General features: G+C 56.0%; 26 protein-coding genes and 1 tRNA gene. 16 read left to right on the forward strand and 11 right to left on the reverse strand.

Going from position 1 to position 26639, the window contains the following annotated elements:
* Positions 1–87 precede the first annotated feature (87 nt).
* The 6 genes from ABIZ35_RS17045 (at position 88) to ABIZ35_RS17070 (ending at position 8642) form a co-directional block, all read left to right on the forward strand.
* Positions 88–1335, forward strand: coding sequence for an MFS transporter (locus ABIZ35_RS17045; protein WP_348221109.1), 1248 nt, complete (start codon positions 88–90; stop codon positions 1333–1335).
* Between the two features lie 43 nt (positions 1336–1378).
* Positions 1379–3577 (forward strand): copper-translocating P-type ATPase, encoded by a 2199-nt coding sequence (locus tag ABIZ35_RS17050; RefSeq protein ID WP_348221110.1) that lies wholly within the window; start codon positions 1379–1381, stop codon positions 3575–3577.
* A gap of 471 nt (positions 3578–4048) precedes the next feature.
* Positions 4049–6955: a SpoIIE family protein phosphatase gene (locus ABIZ35_RS17055; protein WP_348221111.1), complete on the forward strand. Its 2907-nt coding sequence runs from the start codon at positions 4049–4051 to the stop codon at positions 6953–6955.
* 83 nt (positions 6956–7038) lie between these two features.
* Positions 7039–7341 carry a PAS domain-containing protein gene (locus ABIZ35_RS17060; protein ID WP_348221112.1) on the forward strand — a complete coding sequence of 101 codons (303 nt, stop codon included), beginning with the start codon at positions 7039–7041 and terminating at the stop codon, positions 7339–7341.
* 325 nt (positions 7342–7666) lie between these two features.
* Positions 7667–7996, forward strand: coding sequence for an STAS domain-containing protein (locus ABIZ35_RS17065; protein ID WP_348221113.1), 330 nt, complete (start codon positions 7667–7669; stop codon positions 7994–7996).
* Positions 7997–8000: 4 nt separating this feature from the next.
* A complete protein-coding gene (locus tag ABIZ35_RS17070; protein WP_348221114.1) occupies positions 8001–8642 on the forward strand; it encodes a chemotaxis protein CheB in 642 nt (213 codons plus the stop codon).
* Between the two features lie 33 nt (positions 8643–8675).
* Here ABIZ35_RS17070 and ABIZ35_RS17075 read toward each other — a convergent pair whose 3' ends face one another.
* The 4 genes from ABIZ35_RS17075 to ABIZ35_RS17090 form a co-directional block, all read right to left on the reverse strand.
* A complete protein-coding gene (locus tag ABIZ35_RS17075) occupies positions 8676–10232 on the reverse strand; it encodes a SpoIIE family protein phosphatase (protein WP_348221115.1) in 1557 nt (518 codons plus the stop codon).
* 168 nt (positions 10233–10400) lie between these two features.
* A complete protein-coding gene (locus ABIZ35_RS17080) occupies positions 10401–11723 on the reverse strand; it encodes a PAS domain-containing protein (RefSeq protein ID WP_348221116.1) in 1323 nt (440 codons plus the stop codon).
* A 241-nt stretch (positions 11724–11964) separates the two neighbouring features.
* The gene (locus tag ABIZ35_RS17085) at positions 11965–12165 is read right to left on the reverse strand and encodes a hypothetical protein (RefSeq protein ID WP_348221117.1); all 201 of its coding nucleotides are present in this window, start codon (positions 12163–12165) and stop codon (positions 11965–11967) included.
* 193 nt (positions 12166–12358) lie between these two features.
* Positions 12359–12955 (reverse strand): hypothetical protein, encoded by a 597-nt coding sequence (locus tag ABIZ35_RS17090; RefSeq protein ID WP_348221118.1) that lies wholly within the window; start codon positions 12953–12955, stop codon positions 12359–12361.
* Positions 12956–13181: 226 nt separating this feature from the next.
* Here ABIZ35_RS17090 and ABIZ35_RS17095 point away from each other — a divergent pair, with 226 nt between their 5' ends.
* Entirely contained in the window at positions 13182–13481 is a 300-nt protein-coding gene (locus ABIZ35_RS17095; protein WP_348221119.1) for a hypothetical protein, read from the forward strand.
* 104 nt (positions 13482–13585) lie between these two features.
* Here ABIZ35_RS17095 and ABIZ35_RS17100 read toward each other — a convergent pair whose 3' ends face one another.
* Entirely contained in the window at positions 13586–14572 is a 987-nt protein-coding gene (locus ABIZ35_RS17100; protein WP_348221120.1) for a tyrosine-type recombinase/integrase, read from the reverse strand.
* Positions 14573–14702: 130 nt separating this feature from the next.
* Positions 14703–14777, reverse strand: a tRNA-Val gene (locus ABIZ35_RS17105).
* A 209-nt stretch (positions 14778–14986) separates the two neighbouring features.
* On the opposite strand from ABIZ35_RS17105, the gene ABIZ35_RS17110 reads away from it, so the two are divergent.
* A complete protein-coding gene (locus ABIZ35_RS17110) occupies positions 14987–15553 on the forward strand; it encodes a DUF4864 domain-containing protein (RefSeq protein WP_348221121.1) in 567 nt (188 codons plus the stop codon).
* The gene (locus ABIZ35_RS17115) at positions 15550–16053 is read left to right on the forward strand and encodes a DUF4864 domain-containing protein (RefSeq protein ID WP_348221122.1); all 504 of its coding nucleotides are present in this window, start codon (positions 15550–15552) and stop codon (positions 16051–16053) included. Before ABIZ35_RS17110 ends, ABIZ35_RS17115 begins: the two co-directional genes overlap by 4 nt.
* A 33-nt stretch (positions 16054–16086) precedes the next feature.
* On the opposite strand, the gene ilvA is transcribed toward ABIZ35_RS17115, so the two are convergent.
* On the reverse strand, positions 16087–17301 hold the full coding sequence (ilvA, locus tag ABIZ35_RS17120) for a threonine ammonia-lyase (protein ID WP_348221123.1): 1215 nt from the start codon (positions 17299–17301) through the stop codon (positions 16087–16089).
* 101 nt (positions 17302–17402) lie between these two features.
* Between ilvA and ABIZ35_RS17125 the strand changes: the two genes are divergently transcribed.
* From ABIZ35_RS17125 to ABIZ35_RS17145, 5 genes are all read left to right on the forward strand, one after another.
* Positions 17403–18095 carry an ATP-binding protein gene (locus tag ABIZ35_RS17125; RefSeq protein WP_348221124.1) on the forward strand — a complete coding sequence of 231 codons (693 nt, stop codon included), beginning with the start codon at positions 17403–17405 and terminating at the stop codon, positions 18093–18095.
* A gap of 110 nt (positions 18096–18205) precedes the next feature.
* Positions 18206–18958 (forward strand): SIMPL domain-containing protein, encoded by a 753-nt coding sequence (locus ABIZ35_RS17130; RefSeq protein ID WP_348221125.1) that lies wholly within the window; start codon positions 18206–18208, stop codon positions 18956–18958.
* 85 nt (positions 18959–19043) lie between these two features.
* Complete coding sequence (locus ABIZ35_RS17135) at positions 19044–19634, forward strand: DUF4202 domain-containing protein (RefSeq protein WP_348221126.1); 591 nt, start codon at positions 19044–19046, stop codon at positions 19632–19634.
* Between the two features lie 168 nt (positions 19635–19802).
* Complete coding sequence (locus ABIZ35_RS17140; protein WP_348221127.1) at positions 19803–20339, forward strand: cupin domain-containing protein; 537 nt, start codon at positions 19803–19805, stop codon at positions 20337–20339.
* Between the two features lie 39 nt (positions 20340–20378).
* A complete protein-coding gene (locus ABIZ35_RS17145; RefSeq protein WP_348221128.1) occupies positions 20379–21038 on the forward strand; it encodes a hydrolase in 660 nt (219 codons plus the stop codon).
* A 72-nt stretch (positions 21039–21110) separates the two neighbouring features.
* Here the strand turns inward: ABIZ35_RS17145 and ABIZ35_RS17150 are convergent, their stop codons facing one another.
* From ABIZ35_RS17150 to ABIZ35_RS17160, 3 genes are all read right to left on the reverse strand, one after another.
* Positions 21111–22802 carry a hypothetical protein gene (locus ABIZ35_RS17150; RefSeq protein ID WP_348221129.1) on the reverse strand — a complete coding sequence of 564 codons (1692 nt, stop codon included), beginning with the start codon at positions 22800–22802 and terminating at the stop codon, positions 21111–21113.
* A gap of 202 nt (positions 22803–23004) precedes the next feature.
* Positions 23005–23616, reverse strand: a complete 612-nt coding sequence (locus tag ABIZ35_RS17155; RefSeq protein WP_348221130.1) for an alpha/beta hydrolase — start codon at positions 23614–23616, stop codon at positions 23005–23007.
* Positions 23617–23702: 86 nt separating this feature from the next.
* Positions 23703–24305, reverse strand: coding sequence for an alpha/beta hydrolase (locus tag ABIZ35_RS17160; RefSeq protein WP_348221131.1), 603 nt, complete (start codon positions 24303–24305; stop codon positions 23703–23705).
* Between the two features lie 158 nt (positions 24306–24463).
* On the opposite strand from ABIZ35_RS17160, the gene ABIZ35_RS17165 reads away from it, so the two are divergent.
* Positions 24464–24853 (forward strand): hypothetical protein, encoded by a 390-nt coding sequence (locus tag ABIZ35_RS17165; protein WP_348221132.1) that lies wholly within the window; start codon positions 24464–24466, stop codon positions 24851–24853.
* Between the two features lie 50 nt (positions 24854–24903).
* Here the strand turns inward: ABIZ35_RS17165 and ABIZ35_RS17170 are convergent, their stop codons facing one another.
* A complete protein-coding gene (locus ABIZ35_RS17170; protein ID WP_348221140.1) occupies positions 24904–25953 on the reverse strand; it encodes a spore photoproduct lyase family protein in 1050 nt (349 codons plus the stop codon).
* A 162-nt stretch (positions 25954–26115) separates the two neighbouring features.
* Between ABIZ35_RS17170 and ABIZ35_RS17175 the strand changes: the two genes are divergently transcribed.
* Complete coding sequence (locus tag ABIZ35_RS17175; RefSeq protein WP_348221133.1) at positions 26116–26559, forward strand: NADAR family protein; 444 nt, start codon at positions 26116–26118, stop codon at positions 26557–26559.
* The last annotated feature ends 80 nt before the right edge of the window (positions 26560–26639 follow it).

The following is a 26639-nucleotide window of genomic DNA, read 5'->3' on the forward strand; positions in this document are numbered from 1 at the left end:
GAATTCATGGAATGACTGTCTGACCACAAGAGGCTGCGAATAAACCATCTCGTTCATTCGCAGCCCCTGCGCCAAACACGCTCGAAAATGCTGACCACAATGCGAAAACATCTCTTCGTCCTCATCGCATGTCTTTTTGTGGTTTCGATAGGATTTGGCGTCACCCTGCCCGTGCTGCCATTTTACGCCGAGCGCCTGGCGATGTCCGCTGGCGATTCGCACAAGACGATGGCCTGGCATGTGGGGATGCTAACCAGTGTCTTTTCACTCATGCAGCTTCTGCTGGCTCCATTCTGGGGACGGCTCTCGGACAAAGTCGGGAGGCGACCACTCCTATTGATGGGAATGGCAGGTTACGGCATGGCGCAGTTGCTGTTCGGCATGGCGACCACCTTGCCGCTCCTCTACCTCGCGCGTATCCTCGGCGGTATTTTAGCCTCGGCTACGATGCCAGCCGCAGCCGCATACGTCGCCGACGCCACGGACGAAAAAGCCCGAGGGCGGGGCATGGCCTGGCTCGGGACTGCGGTGAGCCTGGGCGCGGTGACTGGCCCCGCGCTTGGCGGCATGGTCGCATGGCGCGACGGGCATCTCTACTCGCGATTTGGGCACCTTCTGATCAACAGTTTTTCGCTCCCGTTCTTCGCGGCGGCGCTGATGTCGTTCGCCGCCCTCCTCGCCGCTCTCCGATGGCTTCCAGAATCGAAATCGATCCATCCAAAATCTACATCGCCGCCAACTCAGGCGTCGAACTGGCGAGAGGTGAGCCGCAGAATTCGACTGCCGCTAGGTTTGTCGGTGATGAGCCAGCTCAGTCTCGCGCTATTTGAGACCGCGTTTGTGTTGTTCACGCAGGCCAAGCTCGGCTACGACCCCGCGCAAGTCGCCATCGCGTTCATGGTCTGCGGTTCCGTAATGTCGGTATTCCAGGCAGGCGCGGTGAGCTATTTGTCAGGGCGAGTGGCGGAAAGAACGCAGATTTCCATTGGGTTCTTTCTTATGGGGATCGGTCTTTTGCTGCTCCTGGCGCTGCGAGCCGAGCCGCTCGTTTATGGGACTGTGGGGTTGATCGCTCTTGGCATGGCATTTGTTTCTCCCAACCTTTCGACAGCCATCTCCAAAAGCGGCGGCTCCGCCACTGGCGCCGCCCTTGGCCTGCAAAACTCGGCGAACAATCTCGGGCAAGCGTTAGGTCCGATCATCGGCGCGGCGCTATTTGCCTGGAAAGCGCAGGCGCCGTATTTGCTGACCAGCGTGTCCCTACTCCTTATCGGTATTTTGCTCGGATGGAAACAACTTCCAGTGGTCGCATCGCGGTTGCGACACGTCAGTTAATTGCGAGCGTACGTGATGGGCGAAAGAAAAGATGGTGAACACTATGCAACAAACACATGAGAATCACACAGCGACGGCAAAAAACAACGAATCAGTGGACGAAGGCAATCCTCATGAGAGGCATGCCCATGAACATGCCGAAGATCAATCCGACGCGCCCCGCCCCGCGATGGAGGACATGGCGGGTATGCCTGACGACGGCGAAAAGCATCAACTGAAGGGCCACGACCACGGAGGGATGTCCCACGACATGAACGATTCCGAGATGGCCAAGGGGATGGAGGCGGACATCCGCCATAAATTTTGGGTCGCACTCGCGTTCTCCGTGGTCATCGTCTTGCTTTCGCCAATGAGCAAAATGCTTGGGATTACAATCAGCATTCCTGCTGCGGCGAGATCGTGGGCGCTCCTGGCGCTGACCACCCCCGTGGTGTTCTGGTGCGGCTGGATGTTTATCTCGGGAGCATTTTTCGCGCTGCGGGCCCGCAAGCTGGATATGTCCGTGCTTATCGCGGTCGGCGTGCTGGCGGCGTACCTCGCTTCCGTGTATCTGACGCTCGTGGGTTCGTCTGACCTCTTCTACGAAGCGGCGGCGATGCTGGTGACGTTTGTGCTGTTCGGCCATTGGATGGAGATGAAGTCTCGACGCGGCACATCCGATGCATTGCAGGCCCTCTTCAAATTGGTCCCGCCTAAAGCGCGCGTGATCCGCGATGGCAAAGAAATCGAAGTGGCGACATCGGAAGTCGTCCAGGGTGACTTACTCGCACTGCGTCCAGGAGACCGCATTCCCGTGGACGGCGAAATTACGGAAGGCGAAACGTCTGTCGATGAGGCGCTGGTAACAGGCGAAAGCTTGCCCGTGGAGAAGAATCCTGGTGACAAGGTCGTAGCGGGATCGATCAACGGCGCGGGATCGGTCAAGTTCAAAGCGACAGGTGTCGGCGAGGAAACGACTCTCGCGCGGATCGCCAAGCTTGTGGAAACGGCGCAAAATTCGAAAGCGCCAGGTCAGCGTCTGGCGGACAAAGCTGCGGCCTATCTAGTCGTGCTTGCGGTCGGCGCGGGAGTCATCACGTTCGTTGCCTGGAGATGGGGAGCGGGCGCATCGTTCTTGACCGCGCTGACGTTTTCAATTTCAGCGGTCGTGATCGCATGCCCTGACGCTTTGGGACTGGCGACACCAACAGCGGTGGCGGTCGGTACGGGGCTCGGGGCAAAGCACAATATCCTTATCAAGGATGCGGCGACCCTGGAAGGCGCGTCGCGCATCACGGCGGTGGCGCTGGACAAAACAGGCACTCTCACCGAGGGAAAACCGCGCGTCGTAAATGTCGCGGTGGCGGACGGGACCACGGAAGATGAGGCGCTGAAGATACTTGCCGCAGCCGAACGCAATTCCAGTCATCCGCTTGCCGTGGCGATCCTCGAAGAAGCCAAGAAACGCAAGCTTCAGTTCGAAGAGAAGGTCCAGAATTTCGAAAACATCGCAGGCCATGGTCTGAAAGCGGTTGTGAAGGGCCAGCACGTTCTTGTGGGAAATGCCCGCTTCCTCACCGATACTAAAATCGATCTCACACCCATTCAGTCTAGCCTCGACAAGTTTATGGCGGCAGGGCAGACGGTCATCTTGCTTGCCGTCGAGAATAAAGCGGTGGCGGTGGTCGGCGTGAGCGACCCCGTCAAGCCTTCGGCAAAGCGAGCTGTGGCGGAGCTCAAGAAATTGGGCATCCAGACCGCGCTGATCAGCGGCGACAACAAGATAGTGGCCGAGGCTGTGGGCAAGGAAGTCGGGGTCGACCGCGTCTTCGCCGAAGTGCTTCCAGAGAACAAGGCGGACTATATCAAGCAGCTTCAAGTCGAAGGGAAGTTTGTTGCAATGGTCGGCGACGGCGTGAATGACGCGCCAGCACTGGCGCAGGCGGATATAGGCATCGCCATTGGCGCAGGCACCGACGTGGCGATTGAAGCGGCCAAGGTCGTACTCATGAAGTCGGACCCGCTCGACATCCTGAATGCGATTTTGATTTCGAAGGCGACCGTCCGAAAGATGAAACAGAACTTGGTGTGGGCCAGTATTTACAATCTGTCGGCGATTCCCGTGGCGGCGGGCGTCTTTTACCACGCATGGGGATGGTCGCTGCGCCCCGAAGTCTCGGCGCTGCTTATGTCGGCTTCCTCGATCATCGTCGCCGTGAACGCCGTGATGCTGCGTAAATCCGAGAAGACATTACTCACGTAGATCGCGTCGCTTCATAGTGGCCGTGATGAGTTCAATGGGGCTTATGGTGCGGAAGTCGCTAAAGCCCCATTCGTCCCCTACGCCGCAACTTTCTTCTTCAGGATCGGCAACACCTTAAGCATGTTCGCGGTAGTTTCATATCCCTTTGGCAGGAACATTCTCGTATTAGCGCCGCACCCAGTCCATGTTCCCGTAGCATCGCGCAACCCATTTCCTGACTCTTCGGCGCCCTCCGTGGTATAATTTACATATAGCGTAGCAATTGACCCGTGGCCAGCGACAATTGACCGTCCACGCTTGTTGCACGGTCCATTTCCCAGCGATTCAGGCTTCTCGGATTTGTGCTTCAACGCGATGGACAATAATCCCCTCGCACATTTGCTTCCTTCGCGCCTTGATTTTCCATTGGACGTTAATCCACCTCATGTCAAACACAGACAATCAAGTTGTAGATCGCGCTGTGGCCCCTCAATGAGGAACACCTCTACGCAATATCAATGGGAATCTTTCCTTGATACGGCTCAGATCGGTCTCGCCTACATCGCCCCTGACGGCTCGTGGCGCGCCGTAAATCGATGTTTCTGTGTCATGCTGGGATACGAGCATGACGAACTGCTCAGGCTCAACGATCAGCAGATTACGCATTCCGAAGACATTCCCAAAGATATCGACCTGTCTCGACAACTATGGGCGGGCGAAATCGAGTCCTGCTCGTTGGAGAAGCGATATCTACGGAAAGACGGCGGCATTCTTTGGACTAATGTATCAGCCTCCCTCGAACGCGATACAACCACAAACACCCCGCTTTATTTGATCGCCGTGATTGTGGACATCTCCACACGTAAGCATCTGGAGAACGAACGGCAAGACAGCGAGAAACGCCAGCAGCTTTTTGTGGAGGGCGCTCAAATTGGGACTTGGCGCTGGGACATCGTCAAGAACGAGCTGTTCTGGTCGGATACAACGCGCGATCTCCTGGGCTTGCCCACGGTCGATACCCCCACCTACGAAATGTTCATGGACGCGATCCATCCCAATGATCGGGAGCGAACACAGCAGGCGATCACGGACGCCGTGAAAAGCGGCGAGAGATACGATGTCGCGTACCGCGCCGTCTGGTCTGACGGAAGCGTGCATTGGCAAATATCGCGCGGCCAGTGTTACTATGACAGCCAAGGTGCTCCATACCGTATGGAAGGCATTCTTCTGGATATCGCCGATCTGAGAAGAACCGAAGAAGAGCTGCGGCAAAGCCAAGACGATTTGGCGTTCGCGGTCAGCGCGGCCCAACTTGGGACGTTCTATTGCGACTTGCCGCTGGACAAGATCGTTTGGAATGAAACGTGCAAGCGCCATTTCTTTCTGCCGCCTGACGCGGATATCGACTTTGCGCTGTTCTACTTGATCCTTCATCCCGATGACCGTGAGCCAACTCGCGTCGCCATCGAGCGCGCCATGGCTGGCCACGTCGATTATAACGTGGAATATCGCACCATCAGCCAGGAAGGACAGATACGTTGGATCAATGCAATCGGGCGCTTCCACTATGCGGCAGATCAAACTCCCATCCGTTTTGATGGGATCACCATCGACATTTCTTCACGGAAGAAAGTCGAATTTGAACTGCGAACGCGAGCCGAGCATCAGGCGCTGCTAAGCCGCATCTTGCAGGCGATCCGCGCCACCACGAACCCTGAAGAAATCCAGCAAGTGGCGGTGCGCGCACTTGGCGAGGCGCTCGGCGCTGATCGATGTTATTTTTCACTCTTCGATCTTGCGGCGGACTTGAACTGGGTCGGCCAGGACTACCATCACGCCGATCTACCATCCGTGGCGGGCCGCTATCGAATTTCAGACTTCGAGGTAAACCCAGAAGACTATTATCCCAATGAGCAGGCTCTCGTGGTCACCGATGCGATGGACGAGCAGTGGGCTTTTCCCGAGGTGCTTCTTACAGCCCTTCGCCAGCTTCGATTGCGATCCGCTATCGCCGTACCAATTTTCGAGGAGGGGCGACTAGTTGCCACCCTTTCTGCGGCGATGGCCGACGAGCCGCGTAAGTGGACAGATGAAGAGATCAGACTTGTGGAGGCGGTCGCGGCCCAGACTCGATCCGCTGTGGAAACGGCGCGTTTACTTACCGAGCAGCAAGCACGTCTGAAAGAAGAAGCGCTTATCGGACGTATCGGCCTAGCCATTCGCAGCGAACTCGTCCCCGACGCGATTCAGGAACAGGCGGCAACACTGGTCGGGGAAGCGCTGGGCGTGTCCCGCTGCTTCTATCTTACCTACGATGCGCCTCATGACACCGCCCATGCGGGGCGTGATTACCACCGACGCGACCTTGCCTCTCTTGCTGGCGACTACCGCCTCTCGGACTTCAAGGAGATGCTCACGGAACTGTTCGCAAGTGGCGAAACGGCGGTTATTCCCGATGTACACGCGGTGCTGTCCCCAGCCATCGCCCAGGGGATGCTCTCTTCCCAAAATCGCGCGCTGTTGGCGGTGCCTTTCTTCGACGATGGGCAATTGGTAGCCGCGCTGTGGGCTTCCATGGATGAGCCACGCATCTGGACGGCGCATGAAATCGCGCTGATCGAACAAGCCGCGACACTGACGCGAACGGCGTTGGAAACAGCCCGCGTCAGCCGCAAAGAACATGCGATTGCTCAGCATCTTCAGGAGGCCCTGCAGCCAGCGGTTCCCGCGCATGTCCCTGGTCTATCCATCGGTAGCTTCACGCGGCCCGCACTCGATGAGGCGTCGGTTGGCGGCGACTTCATGGATGTCTTTGCTATCGATAAAGAACTGTATGCCATCGTGATCGGCGATGTATCTGGGAAGGGTCTTGCCGCTGCCCAGCAGCTCGCCCTGATCCGCAATAGCCTGCGCACGACACTCTACCTTTACCGTGCCCCCGCTCAAGCCGCCACAGCACTTAACTCCATCGTCACTGCCCATGATCTGCTCATTGGTTTCGTCACTGCCTGGGTCGGTGTCTACGATGTCGCCACAGGAACGATTACATTTTGTTCATGCGAACACGAACCTGCATTGATTCAGCGAGCAGACGGAAGGGTGGAAGCCACAGGAACCACGGGGCCACCGCTGGGTGTTGCGGCGCATGTGGAATATGGTGAACAACAATTCACATTGTCATCAGGTGATGCTCTTCTCCTCTACACGGATGGCATCAGCGAGGCGGGACAAGATCGTCGCGATCTACTCGGGACTGATGGATTATTGCGGCTTGTGACAGAACTGCCCATGAACATTGATGTTCAATCTCAAGCTGAAACGCTGGTCGCCAAGGCTAGTGCTTTTGCTAATGGTTCATTCCGTGACGACGTTGCGGTTTTGCTGGCGCGACGCAATTAGCGCTTTATGCTGTGAGATAAGCACACAAAATACACGTCGATTTCACGGTATAAATACCAGTAGGGTATTTGCAAGGAAGCACGATGTACGACACTGATGAATCAGAATCTCATGGCTCCGATGAGGTCGAAATCTCCAGAGAGCGTTTACTGCTTATTGCAAACAACAACCCATTGCTGATAGCTTATGTCGGTGCCGATGGCCGCTATCGATTCAACAATCAAACGTACAAGAAGTGGTTTGGCCTTCAGCCTCCTGATCTGCAAGGAAAGCGAATCCAGGACGTGATTGGCGAGGCCGCGTATCTCACTATTCGCTCCCATTTGGAAGATACGCTTGCTGGAAATACGGTGAGTTACGACATTCTGATGGATTACGCCATCTGAGGACGATGCTTCGTCCGTACTATCCTCAGTCCAGAAACGGACACTGTAGATAACGTGCTTGGCTTTATGTTTTTTGTCATAGATATCACCAAGCTGCACGACGCGCAGACGCATTTACACAATCTGAACTCGGAATTGCACAAATTTACGACAAAGAATTTGGGAAGTGACCGAGCGAACAGGGCGCACAGAAGAAAGGGCGGCATGATCTGGTCACAGCGGCCAGCGAAACAGGAATGAATGCCATCGTTCATGCGGGTGGGCCGACAAGTCCAATAATTGGGTATGCTCTGAGAAACTCAACCATTCAAGGGCTTCCACAGTTATGCAAGAGACTAATGTTGTCCAACACCGTTTAGGCGATGGGCGAGTGATGCGTTTCGGTATTGAGGGCGATCTCGATCTCTTCTCTGCGCCAACGGTCCAGGCGAGCATCGTAGAGGCCGTGGCTGATACTCAACCAGATGTCGTCATTGTTGATCTCAGCAAGGTTGACTTTATCGACAGCGCAGGTCTAGCTCTTCTTCTCCACTTGCGCAAAGTGGAGGCTATTGGCGGTAAACTACGGATTATTGTTCAGCCATATTCTCAGCCTGAACGAGTGTTTAAATTAAGTCAGTTTCACAAGTTCATGGATGTTCAGGCGGAAGAATGATCATATGATGGCTCAAGTAAGTCCAATTGTTTCAACCGATCACACATCATTCTTTCCCCATGCTTCCGCTCAGCATTATGTGGTTGGTATCGGTGCTTCCGCAGGCGGGCTTCAAGCGATCAGCGTGATTTTATCGGCCTTACCTTCCAACCTTCCCGCAGCGATCATTATTGTTCAACACACAAGTCCCCATAGGAAATGCTTATTGGCGAGAATCTTAAGCCGCCACACGCGCCTTTGCGTCAGAGAAGCAGAGGAAAATGACCGACTGGCAGCAAACACCGTGTTCATTGCTCCACCAGGCAAGCACCTCATCCTTTCCCACGATGGCGCCATCACGTTCTCTATCGGCCCGAAAATTCATTTTGCTCGGCCATCTGTGGATGTATTATTTCAGAGCTTGGCCAGTAGAATCGGCAGCCGCGTCATCGGTGTAGTCCTCACAGGTAACAACTGTGATGGAGCCGAGGGAATACAGGAGATTAAATCCAATGGCGGCGTCACGATTGCTCAAGATGAAGAAAGCAGCGATTTTCCACGCATGCCATGCAGCGCCGCAATGACAGGCGATGTGGATTTCATCCTGCCGCTTTCCGCCATCGCCCCCAAAATCATGTCGGTTTGCGCTGAAGAAATTCAAAGCTAAACAGTTCTCAAAGTTTTTCCTGCAAGAATGATCTCACGTTTTCCGCACAAGAACCAGGCAAGCATCGTCACGCAATTCTCCGTGCGCAAACTCAACCGCGCCGTTGAGAATTGCCTCTGCCATTGCTTTCAGCGACGCCCCGTGATTCTTCACTGCCAACCGCGCCAGGCCGTCATCGCCCAGGAACTTCTTCCCATGACGGGCTTCGGTAATTCCATCCGTGGTCATCACGAGCGTATCTCCTTTTGCAAGCTTGAAGTCCACCTGGTTGTAAACCGCCTCCTGACCGATATGGATACCCAGCGGCATCCCTGACGCTTTTAAGACCTCCGTGGCGCCATCGGCGCGAACCAAGAGCGGCCACTCCATCGCCGCAACCGCAAGCGTACCTATCCCTGTTTCACGTTCTATGATCGCCAGTGACAGACACACTGGCATATCGCCGCCTTCGGTATTTATCCCGTTCAAAAACAAGCGATTGCTTTGCGAAAGATAATGATTTATCTCATGTAAAATGCGTGATGGCTGTTCGTGTTCCCGAGTGTAGCCTCGCAGGATGTATTTGATCTCGCTAGAAAAAACGGCGGACGAAAGACCGTGCCCCATGATGTCGCCGCAAACCAGAGCAACATGCCCGTTATCAAAGGCAAACGTATCCCAGAAGTCTCCACCGACCAGCGCTTCATCCGATGCCATGGAATAAACCGTTTGAACGGCCAGACCAGAAAATGCGTCTTCGGATGGTTGGAAGAGGATAGTGCGCTGTAAATCAGCCGCGATCTTCTTGTCCTGCTTTTGATCGGCGGCGAGCTTTGCCTCCAGCATCTTTCGTTCCGTGATATCACGAATATTACACTGAATGACCGAGGAATTCCCTTCCTGATAAATATTACTCACAAACTCCACTTCACGCTCCGTGGCGCCCTGGCTTTCGAGCGGTATATCCTCGTAGCGAATGTAGCCGTGCTGCTTCAATTCCTGAAAAGCATGCCTGCTTGCTGCTTCATCTTTGAGGAGGCCGATCTCCCAGAGTTCTTTGCCGATAAATTCCTCACGGGAATAACCCAGCAGTTCCGTCATGAAAGGATTGGCGTCGGTGATCTTTCCATCCTCGCTATCAAGGATCAAGATGCCGTCGCGAGCCGCTTCAAACAAACGGCGATATCTCGTTTCTGAGACAGCGAGCGCTTCCAGCGCCTGCTTACGTTCAGTGACATCTTCTATGGCGAGAACGAGAAGATCAGCGCGGTTACCTGCACCGAACAGCTTTCGGGCATTGATCAGCATATCACGACGCCCGATCTTTGGAAAATCGTGGGATATCTCGAAGTCGTCGAAGGAATTCTTTTTTGGGAGGATTTCTGTAAGGAGCGAGATAAGTTCAGGAATATTCCATTGCCCGTTCCCGAGGTCGGAAAGCTGTTGATTCTCAGTTTCATCCGCCGTTGATCGAAAAGTTTTGTAAAAGGATCGATTCGCCGACACTACTCGAAGATTGGTATCTAGAATCAATAATGGGTCTCGAATACTGTCGCCGATATTGAGAATGTAGGTCATTGCCTCGTGAAGAAGCAAATTGGCGCGTGGCATGGAAACCTCAGTTACTGTATGATAAGATCATACCTAGCGATAATTATACCCATGGTTCATGTATTGCAAATCGTCGTTCAGATTAGCATAATGATAAACGCCTGGCATTAAAGACGGCTTTAACTGAAAAAAGAGAATCGCTAATGATAGTCGTGTTACAAATACATCTTAAAACCAATCAGGTTCCTTCGCAAGGCGATCTTTCTCAATTACCACCGTCGTTCCCGATGGTGTCGTCAGCAGCCAAATATGGTCGGCGGTAGACAACATCAGCTTCATGCCATGCCCCAGCGTTCCCGCCGTAGTATATCCCATCTTCAGCGTGGCATGTGGTAAGTGCGCCATGTCGATGCCTTTCCCGCTATCCTTCACCCAAACCTGGATTTTGTCTCCGTCACTGCACACAACGCCCTCTCCGCCCCCAGCATGAACAATTGCATTCATGGCCGCTTCACTCGCGGCAGTGATAAGGTCATAACAACCTTCGGCGGAAAAATCCTGACTCAGAGCGACTTCCTGAGCTCGATGACGGATATCTGAAAGACCTTCGGATGTCGATAGCACAATTGAATCAGAACAGGGCGTGAGACGTAGGGGAAGTTCGTCGGAAGAATGACATAGATGCAGTTTACCATCAGTGACGGAAAGCAGCACGTCTTGCAGAAAGCGGCGATTTCGATCCGCCGCTTCCATCGCAGCATGTTCAGCTTGCTTGCGGGCATCAATGCTCTGGATAATTCCCTCAAAGCGTGCTGGCCGTCCTTGCGCGTCGTAGAAGGGATGACCTTTGGCGAAAATCCAGTGTATGGACCCATCAGGCCACACGACGCGATATTCGCTTTCCACGGGCTCGCCCAGCTCAATCGCACGCTCAACACGTAAGCGCGCCAGTTTACTGTCGTCAGGGTGCAGCCGCGCGCGGTAAGTCTCATAACTCACGGGGACGTTTGGCGGCAAACCGAAGAGAACTTTGCATTTCTCCGACCACGTCTGCTGGTTCGCGGGAATGTCCCAGTGCCATGTGCCGATTTCCGCAGCCTCCAGCGCCAGCCGCAGTCGATCTTCGCTGACGCGAAAATTGTCTTCAGTGTTTCTGCGTTCGGTGAGATCATGGATAACAACAATTACGCCGTCTGCAACACCTGAAGGGCCGATCTCAGGTCGAAAAATCGCTTTGAAGAAGCCAACACCGCGACTGGGACTGGAAAGTTCAAAGTGAATGTGCGTTTCGCGCCCTACACTGAAGGCGGATGAAACAGCTTGCTCCCACAAAGACAAGTTTTGATCTGACAGCACTCCTAGCTCTCGCATCGTCTTCCTCAGTACATTGGCGGCGGAAGCTTCTGTCGTTCGGAGCCAGGTACCATTGGCATAGAGAAATCGTCCTCCACGATCAAGTCGGGCTAGTAAATCGGAGGCATCATCGATAAACGCATGATGATCCTGACGCAGACGCGCTAATTCGTCTTGTAGTTGCTCCAGTTCTGTCATCCGCATCTCGTAAGCCACACTGTGAATTTCGTCTGTGCCGCCATATTATCGATTGTACCCGAATGTCTGAACTGTGAATTCTTGAACTGCAATCTGTGATGAGCACCAAAACTCGCCATTCACGAAGACAGCTTCACGGCGGCATATCTTGCCAAGATAGGAAGAATCAAAAAGACGGCACGGACATTTCGCCCGCGCCGCCACGACACTGATCGCCTGCGCATCACGCAGACATCCATCCCTACCCTGCCACAGCCTTCTTCAAGATCGGCAATCCCGTGAGCGCGTTCTCCGAAATCTCATATCCATCGGGCAGCGCATCGACTGCACCATCCTTCACTTCTTTGCCGAAGAAGTAGAGCTTTGTCTTGCCGTTCGCGGCGGTGCGGGCATGGAGGAAGTATTCTGTGCCTGATTTTTTGCTGACTGCTGAAAATGCCATGATGATTTGTCCTTTGATTATCACGCCTCTGCGTTCTACATATGATACCCAGTTCGGGGGACGGCGGAATTGAAACTCGCGAAGTGAACGGGGTCCGCCACGGAGTTGATCCGTCGCCGTAGTTGGCGCCATCGGGTTGCGGTTACTCACGATACTTTATATGCTTATTATCGGGTGTCAAAAATCGGAAAAATCATGAGATTCTCTGAGCGACTGATCCTTGATGCAATATGCCACTGGAACAATCCAACCAGCCGACCATTGACCAGTCCTGGTGCGCAGGAAGCAGCGGCTCTATGAGTTCGATCACTTCCGAGCCAACGATAGTTCGCTTCTCCATCAAGTGTTCGGCGAGCGTGGAAATCGCTGCAGAGGCAAAGACGACAAGACGCCTCGCTCTGCGTCTAATGCGCCGCCGCATCTCTTGATCTTTCCTCTGCCACAATGACCATTCATGCGACGGAGCATCGATTTCTGGGGCGGGGTTGATGTCAGCGAGCAAAGAAGCAATCTGGCCTCGATCATCTTGATTACCGACAATGTGTCTGGCTCTCAGCAGAACCGATTCCGCCTCCACGCCTCCAGCCAACATCACAGCTTTCGCTTTCGCCCACGACGTTGCGCCCTGATCTCGACTTCGAAGCCGCAGGTAAAGATCAGGGGGTTCGATGAAAGCGCAGTATCCATTTCGCACTTGGATCGCGACCTGCACGCAGTCTAGGCCGACTAAGTGAGCCACCACGGCGTGCCCCGCTTCATGATAGGCGTTATTCTTGTACTGAATAGACATTTTCTTAGAATACCTCGGCCTCATGGCGAGCGCATCACTCTGTTCCTGCACACTCGATCCGTATTCTCCATAGTCGCTCTGCTCTTACCGCCCGAATAAGATTCCCACTTGCGCCGCCATCTCAAAAATAATTTTTTCTTGATCAAAAAATCTTGTGCGGTTTTGGCAAAAAGGCACGAATACAAGATATCAAAGCCAGCGGCCTAAGCCGCCAAGAAGGATCGATATGTCAACCTACATCAAAATCTCCCCGCGCGGATTTACCAACGAAACCGTCATTTACCACGGAACCGCACAGGAAGTCGCCGCCGCTAAAAGCATTATCAACAACCATGCCAGTGCCTGGGCGGAGCGGATCGCCGCCAGCCATCCCGATGTGCGCCGCGTCAAGCGGCTGGCTGAAAACGGGTCGGGCGCGCCGATCCCCATGTTGACGGAGGGGATCGTTGGGCCGTTTCGGCCGCAGTATCTGGAGGATGGTGGAGAGTGCGGTGGTTTCGAGGGGGCGACTTTGCCGATTGAATAGTCGCTCTGAGACTTGTGCTCTTCTAAAGTTCTTCGGAGTATCCGCATTACGCGGATACTCCGAGGCAATAAGATGCACTGCGCCGTCAGCAGTTCGAGATCGGTCTACGAGTTACCATCCCGCCTGCGCTTTATGAAATCAGATCGCCGCGTCGCGGCTTTGGGCGTTTCCGCAACATCTTGCGCCGTTGCAATATTCAAGGAAGCATATTCTGACATCAGCTTGTTCTGGACTTCCGCATGATGGAGATAACGAAACGTCGTCTCGGTCAAACTGTGACCCATGGCGGATTGGATAGCCTTGATTGGCGCGCCGTTCTCCATCATTCTTGTGGCGAATGCGTGACGCAAGCTATGGCACTTGATATTCGGCTGCCCAGAGAGGTCGGCAAGAGCTTTAATGTCCTCCAGCGTTTGGCACAGCGTTTGGTAGCCAATGCGGCGACCGCGATCATATACAAATAGAAACGGAACTTTGCAGTCGGGCTCGCGCAATGCAAGCCACTCGGATAAAGCTGACAAGCATTCCGCAGGCGGATGAAGCTGACGTGACTTGCTACCCTTGCCCGACGCGACAAGCAGTGTTTTGTTGGCGATATTGACGTGGCCCACTTCCAAATCGAGAAGTTCTTGAGCGCGCACCCCAGAATAGACTAAGACAGAAAGGATCGCTCGATTCAGCGCTTTTTTACGCGGGTTTCTGATGCGCTCAACCGCTTGGAGGAGCCGCCCAACCTCCTCCGTGGAAACGGTGAGCCGCTGGGCGGCGTCTCTCTTTGGCATTGTCAATGCGTTCGATGGATTTGCGTCAATTGCGCCGTTGGTTAAAAGGAAGTTTCCTAACGCCTTGATTGGAGCGAAAGCTCCCCGAATAGTTCGTGGGCGACATCCACGGCCACTGAGTGTATACAGATATCGACGCAGCACTGCTATGTCGAACGCGGCAAGATCGGCATCAGGATAGCCGTTTTCCGTAAGCCACTTCTCGAAATGGCGTAACCATGCCGTGTATGATTTACACGTGGATTTAGCGTGTCCTTTTTCGACAGAAATGTAGTTGAGATAGTCTGAGATGGCGTCGTGCAGTTTCATCGAACGCTGGTCCTTCCAAGATTGAAATGGAACAGCCGAACACTGAAGCCTGCGAGAATGAGGGGTTGATTACGGGAGCTTTGACCATGCGGGTATGAATCACGGTGATCATACCCCGCAGAAGTGATCTTGGTGGGCGATGAGGGATTCGAACCCCCGACCTCCTCGATGTGAACGAGGCGCTCTACCACTAAGCTAATCGCCCGTGACTGGACGCGATGGGATTATTATACTGGGCGCTCGTCACGAATGTCAAGCCGACCGAGACCATCCTAGCAAGAACATTTCCTGAGCAAGTAAGCTTCCAATATGAAAGCCGCCGTAAAAATATGCCCAAGCGCGCAGGAAAAGAAGGCGCAGGAAACGAAATGTCAAGGAGACGGGCGTATGCGAAAGGCGCAGTGAAAGATTGTGATGAACTCGCGAACCATTGCTGTGGGAGTTTTTATTGCCGTGGCGCTGATCTGCGGGGGGGCGACGCTGAGATACCGACAGGCGCAGCGATCCCCAGTAAGCGCAACGGCAAATAGGAGCGGCAGTATCGGTGGCCAGGGCGTTGCGGGCTCGCCCGGCGGCGGCGCCGCCATGTCATGGTCGTCAAAACCCCTCGGTCGTCATGCGACCGAGCCCGAACGGACTGCAGCCATCCATTGCGTTCAAGGGCTGATGGGAGCGTTCCAGCGGGATGATTACGCCGCCGCTCAACAATATCAAGGCGCATTCGCCAGAGGCGAATACCGCCAGGTTGAGAAATACCGTCAAGCGACCCTTAAAGCGCATCCAGAGTTCGCACATCAGAAATCCGTGAAGTATGGGCGAGCCTACGCTGACAGCGGCGGACGAATGGTCACCCTGCAAACCAGCATCATCGATAAAGACGGCAAAGTCTACAACCGGGATTTTCTTCTGATCCTGGAAAATGACGGGTATCGAGAACTCAGCATCGCCAATCATCCTCCCCACGCGCGAGGTAATATATGAAACCAAGAACCATCGCGGCGGGGGCCTTTATCGCCATGATGCTAATCAGCGGCGGCGTCGTTTTGCGACACTTCCAGGTCAAGCATCCACCAAGGCTCAAGGGAGAAGCGAACCGTGACTTCCACGACGACCATATGGGAGGCCCGCGCAACTGGCGCATGGCGCTTCCCAAGGAGCGGGCAGATGCAATTGCCTGCATCGGAGGACAGCTGGACGCCTTCAAGAAAGACGACTACAATAAAGCCATGGCCTTTCAAAGCGTCATGCTCCGCAGTCAATTCCGATCGCCAGACATGTTCCGCACCATCATCCGTCAAAATTATCCCGAGTTCAGCAATTCGAAGAGCGTGGAGTACAAGAGTGCTTTTGCGAGCAAGAACGGACAGATGATCGCCATGGAGCTGTCGCTGACGGGCGTAAACGGCAAGGAAGTTCACGCCCTGTACCGATTGATCCGGGAAAAAAACGGCTATCGCGTGATGGGCGTCGAGAATCAATAATCAACGCCGCGCTTCATCCAAAACGCCAGCTGGCTACAGCAGGGTTTCCACGGGGTAACCATCACCGCGCAGCGCCGTCAGAATCTGCTCACGATGACTGCGGTCTCGCACTTCGATCAGCAGCTCGATGCGGGTTTTACCCAAAGCGATATGCGGGCTCAGCCGATTGTGGCTGACGGTAATGACATTTCCGCGCTCGGTGGCGACCACTTCGAGCAGACGCGCGAGCGATCCCGGGCGGTCGTCACAGGCCGTGAATAGATGCAGGTAACGGTCCGCGCGGAGCATCTCTCGCTGGGCGATATCCGCCAGCCGCAGCGCATCGATATTGCCGCCGCAGAGGATTACCGCCGTTTCACCGCGCGCGTCGGCCTTGCCGGCGAGCAGCGCCGCAAGCCCCGCCGCGCCACTCGGCTCCACCACCAGCTTCGCCCTCTCCACCAGAAGCAGCATCGCCTCCGCGACGGCGAAGTCTGAGACGGTCACCACATCGTCAGCGTATTTCTGAATGTACTGGAAGGTCCGCGCTGCTGGCGACTTGACCGCAATGCCGTCGCAGATCGTGCTGACGGGTTCTTCACGCGGCAGAAGATGTCCAGCGTGGAACGAGCGCGCCGCCGTATCGGCGCCTTCAGCCTGAACTCCGATAATACGCACGTGTGGTCGGCTTTCCTTGATCGCCATCGCAACCCCCGCGAACAAGCCGCCGCCACCGATGGGAATCATCACTGTTTCGACATTAGGCATGTCCTGAAGCAGCTCCAGTCCCAGCGTCCCCTGCCCTGCGATTACGCCGTCGTCGTCATAGGGGGAGATGTAGACCGCATCGTTCTCGGCGACATATCGATGACACGCGATCGCCGATTCGTCGAAGTTCTTGCCCGCGAGAACGACTTCGGCGCCGTAGCCTTCGGTCGCTTTCATCTTGGCGATGCTGGCCGTCTCGGGCATAAAGATCGTCGCCTGAATTCCCAGCAACTGCGCCGCGAGGGCCACACCCTGCGCGTGATTTCCGGCGCTGACCGCCGCCACGCCGCATCGCTTCTCAGCGTCCGTCAGCTGCGACATTCGGTAATAAGCGCCCCGAATTTTAAACGCCCCGGTCCGCTGAAAGTTCTCGGCTTTGAGCCGCAGGGAAACGCCATCCGCGAGGCGCTCTTCGATCGTACGGCAGGTCATCAGCGGAGTGTGATGGATGACCGGACGCACCACGGCCGCGGCGGTCTCGACATCGGACAAATGCAGCATTCTTCTCTTCTCTCCCAAAGCTCTATCTCTCAAAATCAATGTTGACATAGTGACACTCGCTCCGATACAATCTGTTCTCACCCACGAAGGAGCCTCGACGAATGACCATCCCCGCGCCGCCCGCCGCCAGGCCCCGTCTTCTGCTCTCCTGGAGCAGCGGCAAGGACGCCGCCTGGTGTCTTTATACGCTTCAGCAGTCTCAGGAATACGAGATCGCAGGGCTTCTCACCACGATCAACGCCGAGTTCGACCGTGTCGCCATGCACGCCGTGCGCCGGACGCTGCTGGAAGCGCAAGCGGAGGCGGCCGGTCTGCCGCTCCTGATCGTTCCGATCCCCTGGCCATGCTCCAACGCCGATTACGAGGCGGCCATGGCGCGGGCGCTGCAAAGGGCGCGCGACGAATGGAATATCACCCACATCGCCTTCGGTGACCTTTATCTGGAAGACGTGCGCGCTTACCGGGAAAGCTCCCTGACCGAGACGGGCTTGATCCCGGTCTTTCCAATCTGGGGCCGGCCAACGCACGCGCTCGCCGAGGAGATGATCGCCGCTGGGCTGAAAGCCCGTCTTACCTGCGTCGATCCCCGCCGCCTGCCCGCCGATTACGCAGGCCGAATGTTCGACGGCGATTTTCTCTCCGCTCTCCCAGCCGATGTGGATCCATGCGGCGAGTCCGGCGAGTTCCATTCGTTCGCGTTCGACGGCCCGATGTTCCATCATCCAGTCGCCGCGACATTGGGTGAAATCGTGGAGCGTGACGGCTTCGTCTTTGCGGATTTGCTGCCGGAATAATCGAAGCGCTGGGTACAATGCCGTATCTTAATGAACCTGGGAACCAAACCGTTCGTTCCAGCGTCTCATCAAATGCAAGACCATTTTTCGGAACACTGAAGGAGAAACGAGTGCGAGTTTCATATATTTCCGCGACATTGGTCGCGGCGTCGGTCTTTACGGCTGGCCTGGGATCGCTGACACCGGCGTCGGCGGCCCCTATTCGCAGCGTCGATCGTCTCGTGATGCAGAGCGAAGGCATCACATCGCATGGCCACGCCGAAACGAAGGTTAAGCCGGATGTTCTCCGCGCCACCCTGGGCGTCACGACGATTTCCCGCAATCAGGCGGACGCCGTAAGCTCAAACGCCGCGCGCGTCAAAGCCGTTTTGGCGGCGCTGCACGCCGGCGGCGTCACCGACAAAGACATTCAGACCCAGTATTACACGGTCCAGCCGCAATACGACTACAAAAAGTCTCCGGCGCCCCTCACGGGGTACCAGGTCAGCAACTCGATCCAGGTCACGATCCGTGATCTGACCAAGGGCGGCGTCATCATTGATCAGGCGACCAAGGCGGGCGCGACCGACGTCAACGGCCTGGCCTTCGATCTCTCGGACCGCAAAAAGGCCGAGGGCGCCGCGCTCGTCGCGGCGGTCGCCAACGCCCGCAGCAAAGCCGACCTGATGGCGGGCGCTTCCGGCGTCAGCCTGGGCCGCTTGATCAGTCTGGACGAGGGCGGCGCGCCGACTTATCAGCCGGTCATGTTCAACATGCGCGCCGGGGCGTCGGATGCGGCCGAGACCACGCCGATCGTTCCACAGGAGATTGTCGTCACGGCGGACGTCACGATCGTCTACGATATCGACTCCGGAACCAAATAATCTCTATTGGCATTCGCGTCCGGCGCAGCGCTCCAAGCAGGAGAGCGCCCGCCGGACGCGGAATAAGAACGCCGGGAGAGATATTATGACCGAAAACGAACGCCTACAGGCCGCGTTCGAGCGCTTCGACGCCATAAACGCCGAAGATCCGAATCACGACATTGTCGACGGCGCAGCCCATCCGCGCGAGCTTCTCTATGCACAGCGTATGACGCGGCAATTGGAGAAATTCGCTCCGAACGCCTCCGCCGCGCTGCAGCTCGCCGCGCGCAGCCAGCACATCCAGCGCTGGGCCAGTCCCCGCTCCGACTATCCCATGGATCGCACCGGCTACCTCCGATGGCGCACCGACCTCAAGAAACGCCACGCCGAAATCGCCGGGGCCGTTCTCCAGGAAGTCAACTATGACGGCGATGTCATCGCGCGCGTCCAAAGCCTTCTTCGTAAAGAAAACCTAAACGGCGACCCCGAGATGAAAACGCTCGAAGACGTCATCTGCCTCGTCTTCCTCCAGGATTACTTCGCCGACTTCGCCGTCAAACATGACGACGAGAAGGTGATCGATATCGTGCGTAAGACATGGAAAAAGATGTCCGACGCCGGCCATGAGGCCGCCCTCAAACTTGACCTGCCGGCGGACGCCCTGGCGCTTGTCGTGCGCGCTCTGGGAAGTTAGAAACGCCCTTATCCTGAATCCCCATCACCTCAATTCGCGATGACACGTGAGCCGCTTTGCCCGCAAAGCGGCTCGCGGAGAAAGAACAAGAGCCAGATCTAACGCCGCCATAATGGTTCACCTGTGATAATAGGTTCGCTTCAGAACTTCAAGATCAGGAGGACTTAGATGCTGACACCACCCCACAAACGACGCGCCACTTGGCTGTCGCCAATGATCGCGCTGCTCTCCCTCGTATTTCCATCGCTGAGCGCATCCGCGCAATCCCCATCATCCGCAGGCCAATTGCGCTTGAATCCGGCGGAAGTGAAAGCGGCGCACTCACGCTTGCCGTCCCAAACCGGCTCGTCACGCAATCCGCTTGTCCAGGAAGTCGTCCTCCGGGGCGATCCATCTCAGAAGGGGCTTTACACAATCCTTCTGAAAGTCGGCCCCCATGCGCGGATCGCCGCTCATTCTCATCCAGACGATCGTATCGCGACGGTCATTTCAGGGACTTGGTACTTTGGATATGGCTCCAAGTTCGACGCCGGCAAAGTCAAACGTCTGCCCGCCGGCAGCGTCTACGCCGAACCGGCCCACGCAAACCACTTCGCTATGACGCATGGCCCCGTGATCGTCGAGATCACGGGTTATGGTCCCTCTGGAGTTAGTTTTGTGAAATCCCCTCATGCCCCGCCCCACATGAACAAGCACCGTATGTAAGCGCACGGCGCTCTCACCACTTTCAATCAGGAGAAACACATGGCAAGTCAAATTCAGCGAGATCCGATCACGGACGCATTGCTCACCTCGGAAAACGCGGCGCTCGTTCTCATCGACTATCAGGCGCCTCAGTTCAACACCGTTCGTTCCATGGACAGTGGTCTTCTGCTCGCCAATGTCGTGGCGCTCGCGAAAACGGCGAAACTCTTCGGCCTTCCTGTCGTGCTGTCGACAGTCGGCGTCGCGAGCGGCGCGAACCCCGACACCGTCCCCGCGCTCCGGGACGCATTGCCCGGCGTGACCGGGATCGACCGGACCAGCATTAATGCTTGGGAGGATAGCGACTTCGTTGCCGCCGTGCGGGCTACCGGCCGCAAGAAGCTCATAATGGGAGCCCTTTGGACGGAAGTGTGCCTGGCGTTTCCCGCGCTGGACGCTCTTCGCGAAGGGTTTGAAGTATTCGCTGTCGCCGACGCAGTCGCCGGCACATCCGTCACGGCCCACGAAGCAGCGCTGCAAAGAGTCTATCAGGCAGGAGCGCAGCCCGTGAGCTGGATCGGTGTCCTATGTGAGCTGCAGCGTGATTGGGCGCGAACCGCTACGGCGGATGGAATGGTTAAGATCAGCAGTGAGCACGGCGGTTCCTGGGGAACCGAGATCGCACTCAAGCAGTTCCTCACCGCCACGATCGCGAAATAGCCAGCTTCAAAACAATATTGGGCGCCTAGCGGCCGATTTGGCCGCTAGGCGCTCAATGAGAATTTCGAAAATCTATGACGCAGGTTCGACATAATCGTCGCCGGGGAGCGCAGGCGGATATGGGAATTTGACGAAGATCGGCTGCGGAAACTTTGGAAACTTCACCAGGAGCTGCCCTTGGGGAAGCATTGTCAGTTTAGTTTTGATCTCAGGGCTGAAGCCGGAGTAATTCGGCATCCGCATCTCCGTGCTTTCCGTGCGGCCGAACATGAAGGTGGAGCTGTTTTCCACAATCTCTTTCTCAACGGAGGAAGCGAACTGCTGTGCGCCGAACAGGACGAGTCCTAAGCTGCGGCCCCGCGCGGTCACCTCGACCAGTTTCGTCTTCAGTGGGGTGCGATCCAGCGCCGCTGGGGCGAATTTGTTCAACTCGTCCACGAAAACGACAACTGCATCCAGGTCTCCCTTGCGCGTTTCCAGCTGCTGCGTGATTGCCTGAATCGTCCGGCTGAACACCAGTTTCTGGCCGCCCTGAGAGAGCATCTGGATATCGACCACGTACATGTCGCCGTGGCCAATGCGATTCCACGGGATATCGCGTCCTTCTTCATCGGTCTCGATCAACCCTCGGTACATCAGCGTAAACCGCTTCAGGTGTCCCTTTAATTTGAACCAGGTCGCCGACGTATACCCGCGCGGCCACTCCGTCAGCCCCGAGGTCGAGAGCAGTTTGTCGATCCAGATAATCATATCCGAGTAGGTGATGATGCGACCGCGCTCAATCTCCTCACGGACTACGTACCAGGCGCCTTCAATATTATCGTCCCACTCGGAGGCGTGAAAGAGCGAGGGGATATCGTCGTAGAGCATCTTCAGATCCCAGCGGTAGCTCTCCGTGGGGAGGGTGCGCAGGCTCTGGGTCATATTGCGGTTCTTGGGATGCGACGGCGCGAAGAACCTTGCATCCACGAAGGCCTGGATCGGGATGTCCAGGTTTTCATAGACCTGCTGCGACCAGCGATCCTGCTGCAAGCGCGTGTTGATCTGATCGATGTAAAGCAGGTCCTTGCTTTTGACGTTCATCACCACAACGGCAATCTTTTTGCGTGTGTGCCGCTGCAAGGATTTCAAGGCGAATTGCAAAGCGCTTGTCTTACAGGCAAGGCCCGAGATGCCCGAGACGCTGAGGTGGGCGGCTTCCGGTCCGACCAGGAAGTTCTCATCCACGCTGACAGGAGCGATGGTGCCGTCCCCATTCTCGAAGATGCCGATCGGGATGGCTGCGCCGCTGGAGGCCCAGTGTCCCTGAGCGTCCACAATGCCAAAGGCGAACTGAATGCCGCGCGGGCTGGGGAAGTAAACCCGGCAGCGTCCGATCGGACGCGTGCGCGAGGAAAGATTGCGGATCACGGCGCAGGTGGCGACAACCACTTCAGCTTGCTCGCCTCCGATCATGGCGTAGGGCTGTCCATAGTCATGGATGGCGAAGTCTGCGGTAAAGCTCTCGGCCTCGCTGTAAGAGCGCATCTCCTGAACCGTACCGAATGTCAGCTCGCGGCCATCGTCAGCATACGCCGCGATAATACTTCCAATCTCAATCGTCCCGACTTCGACGGCGTGACGAGAAAGCCAGAAATGAAAGAGGCCGGAGGTATTGGGGTCATCCTTGGTAGAGACCGTGCGGCCGACGATGCCAAATTTGACGTTGACAAATGTACTAAGGACATCCTGTTGAGTGGAAGTCCCACTTTGTTCCGTAAGCAAGGAGAATAACCTTTCCTGCGTGGCGATGAATGAGGCAAAATTTCGTACGGAGTTTCGGGGCGCCTAAAGCTCCGGCGCGATCAGTCTATTGTATCATGAATCTTTCACGCTTGCCAGGCGGCGTTGGTTGCGATGCTCACATTTTTCTAGAGAATTTTTCACGCGCCGCCTCTTCGCGACCAGAACGAAGAGGCGGCGCGCCCTATTTATTGGGCTTCGGCGACAGTGCGGCGCGGCCGAGCGCCCATTCGAATACCCACGGCCATTCCCCATATCCATAGTAGGGCGAAATATGCCCTCCGCCGGCAAGCTTCTCAATCGGAACGTCGAGACCGCCCGCATAAGCTGAAGACTGATCGAAAGTTGAGTAATCGTCGGTATCGGAGGCGACGATTACAGTTTCGCGGCCGATCGCCGCAATGCCTGTCTTGCTCATCGGCGGCGGGAAGAAATCGGCGGCTCCGGGAGGAGCGTCGAGCGGAGGAATTTCGCGAATGACATAAGGCGGGGCCACCAGCAGCACACGCGCCGCCTGCGGTCCATGCGCAGGCGTCTCCGACATCCCCGCATGATGCATCCACAAAATAGCGCCTAATGAGTGCGCCAGAACCGTCAAGTTCGCATCCGAAGGAATTTTATCCAGCACGGAGTGCAGCGAAGTCATCCAGGCGGCCAAGTTCGGATTCTTCGGGTCCGGAAATGTGGGATACCGGACATCGACGCCCTCATTCTTCAGCTTTAGGACAAGGTGTTCCTGCCAATGCTCGGGCTTGTTTCCGCCCCAGCCGTGCAGTACGAGAAAAACGTCGCTCATTATGTTGTTACCCTTTCGGAACGCTACTTTTTGCCAATGATTTCCAGCTCGCGTCCAGCATACCCAACGCCGTCACAACCGCCGATTCATCTATTCGGAAACGGCGGGAAATTCGCGCGCCCCAGAGACCAGTCTAATACCCAGGGCCATTCGCCGTATCCATAGAACGGCGAGATATGCCCCGCGCCGGGAAGTTTGTAAATCGGAACACGAAGGGCCGCCGCATAAGCTTCCGTCTGGGCAAATGTCGCAAAGTCATCCGTGTCGGAAGCAACGATCGTCGTTTCGCGTCCCGCTGCTGCAATCCCAATTTTATCCATCGGGGGCGGATAAAAGCGAGTCGTCCCCAGCGGCTGCCCCGCGAGAGGAACTTCCCGGACGATATACGGCGGCGCCGCCAGCAGCACCCGGTCCGCCTGTAACCCTTGCCGCGATGCAGCGTGATGCATCCACAAAATGCTCCCCAGCGAGTGCGCGATTACCGTCAGCCTTGCGTCCTCGGGAATTTCGTTCAAAGTTTCACGAAACGCGTGAAGCCAATCCGTGAGATCAGGATCCTCGGGTCTGGGAAACCGTGGATAACGAACGTCGACGCCCGCATTGGTTAGGCCACGCGCCAGATGGTTTTGCCAATGGTCGACCGCGTTGCCGCCACGGCCATGGAGGATCAGAAATACACTCTCAGCCATATTTTTTCCCAACAGATTACCAATTCTGTTGCTTATGCGACAGAACGCAATTTTTGATCATTGAACGTATACGCAACAATGAGTACTATACAACATCTGTCGCATATTCAACAAGTGTTGCGCGACGACAGTTTGTTACTCCAAAGGAAACTCATTCCATGAAAATCACCGCTCTCGTCGCGCGCATTCTGCTCGGCGTTATGTTTGTCGTCTTCGGGCTCAACGGCTTTCTGCATTTTATCCACCAGCCGCCCCCACCCGCCGGACTGGCCGGACAATTTCTAGGCGCCCTGGCGATGTCTCACTATTTCACGTTCATATTTGCGATCCAGCTCATCGCAGGCGTTCTGTTTTTGGTAAACCGCTACGCGCCGCTGGCGCTCACGATTATCGCTCCCGTCCTGGTCAATATTCTGCTGTATCACGCGCTGATGGATGTGAAAGGGATCGGCCCGGGCCTCTTCGCGACAGTTCTCTGGTGCCTGCTCGCATACAGCCTCCGCTCCGCGTTCGCCGGCATCCTTCAGCCGACCGTCCCACAAGAATAACCCCGAGGCCGCTTCTCCCGGCGATCATCGCTGGGAGAAGGCGGCGCCCCTCAAAACGCGTATCGCATTCGGCAGTATGGTATTTTCGTGGCCATCAAAGCGATGAACTCACTCACCATCCGTCCCTTCATCCCAGTGCGATATCGGACATTCACGCCGCCCATCTCTGAACGCTTGGTTTCCTGAAGATCGGGACGCCACAATAGCTCCTCCCCCTTTGGATGCCAGCCCAGGTTGACGTTGTGCAGCCCTTCGTTGTGTGTCAGGAAAATGCACTCGGCGGCCAGCTGCGCCTTGGCGTGCGGCGACAGCACAGCGTCGATCTGCTCGAACAGTTCCGAGTAGAGGGAAAGCCAGTTTTCGGCGACGATCACCGGCGAGAAATTGAGATGGACTTCATAGCCGGCCTCCACGAAGTCGTTCACGGCGGCGATCCTCTCAGCCATCGGCGACGTGCGCACGTCCACTACCCGCGCGATCGATGCAGGCATTAGACTAAAACGGATACGCGTCTTGCCCTGAGGATCGTAATCCAGCAATTCGCGGTTGACGAACTTCGTGGCCCAGGTCGCCTTCGCGCCGGGAAGCGTCCGAAAGAACGCGACCTGATCCTTGATGTTATCCGACAAAAGCGCGTCCACGGAACAGTCGCTGTTTTCGCCGATGTCATACACCCACAGCTCGGGATCGGTCTGGCTCGGCTCCCATTTGAAGCCCTGCGAGACGGAATGCCGCGCAATCGCCGCATTGATCTCTTCAATATTGACGAACAAAGTGATAGGATTGGCGAAGCCTTTATGCCTGGGCACGTAACAATAAGCGCAGGCCATCGCGCAGCCGCTCGCCTGCCCCGGCGCGATAAAGTCCGCACTGCGGCCATTGACGCGCACCGGCATCGTCTTACGCACTCCCAGTACGAGCGTGCCGCGCTTGGTGTGCACCCATTCGCGGACCCGCCCCTCATTTCCATAAAGACCAGGGATATCACGATGGGAAGCAACTTCGATTTTCGCCGCATCGGGAAAGCGATCTAACACTTCTCGGCCACGCAGTCTTTCGACTGCGCCCGGCTCATAGTAGATCGTCTCGATTTGCAGCATCCGCTGCGCGGGAGTCAGCCTTGGGCGGCGCTCCGACGTCGAAAACTGTGACAGTGTCACACTGTGTTCCATCTAGGCGTCTATTCGCCAGAAAAATTCGCGCTTTGGCGGCGTCTTCGGGTAAATTGTTGTCACAACTGTGACAGCGAGTGTGACAAAACTATGCCTCTCTACTTCTACTCAACACGCGAACCCTACGGAGAGTTCTCCAACTTCGCCCTATATGGCGTAAAAATCGACGGTGAATGGTGGCCGACCACTGAGCACTACTTCCAGGCGCAAAAGTTCGAAGACGCCGCCTACCGCCGCAAGATCCGCGACGCCCACAGCCCAAAACTCGCCGCCGACCTCGGCCGCAGCCGCCGCGTCCCCCTGCGCCCCAACTGGGAATCCGTCAAAGACGATGTGATGCGCGCCTGCGTTCTGAAAAAGTTCGAAACACACTCAGACCTGCGCGAACTGCTGCTTTCGACAGGCGACGAAGAGATCGTTGAGAACGCCCCCGGCGACTACTACTGGGGCATTGGTAAAGACGGATCGGGGAAGAATATGCTGGGGAAGATATTGGAAGAAGTCCGCGCAAAGCTTAAAAACGCGGCGTGTTGAGTTGAGAGATTAGGAGCAGAATGATCCGTGCGTTGGTAACCTAAGCCAATGCGCTTCTCTGGCCTACAATACGTCAGGTG

It is taken from the genome of Capsulimonas sp. (assembly GCF_039929585.1).
In the GTDB taxonomy this organism is placed as follows: domain Bacteria; phylum Armatimonadota; class Armatimonadia; order Armatimonadales; family Capsulimonadaceae; genus Capsulimonas.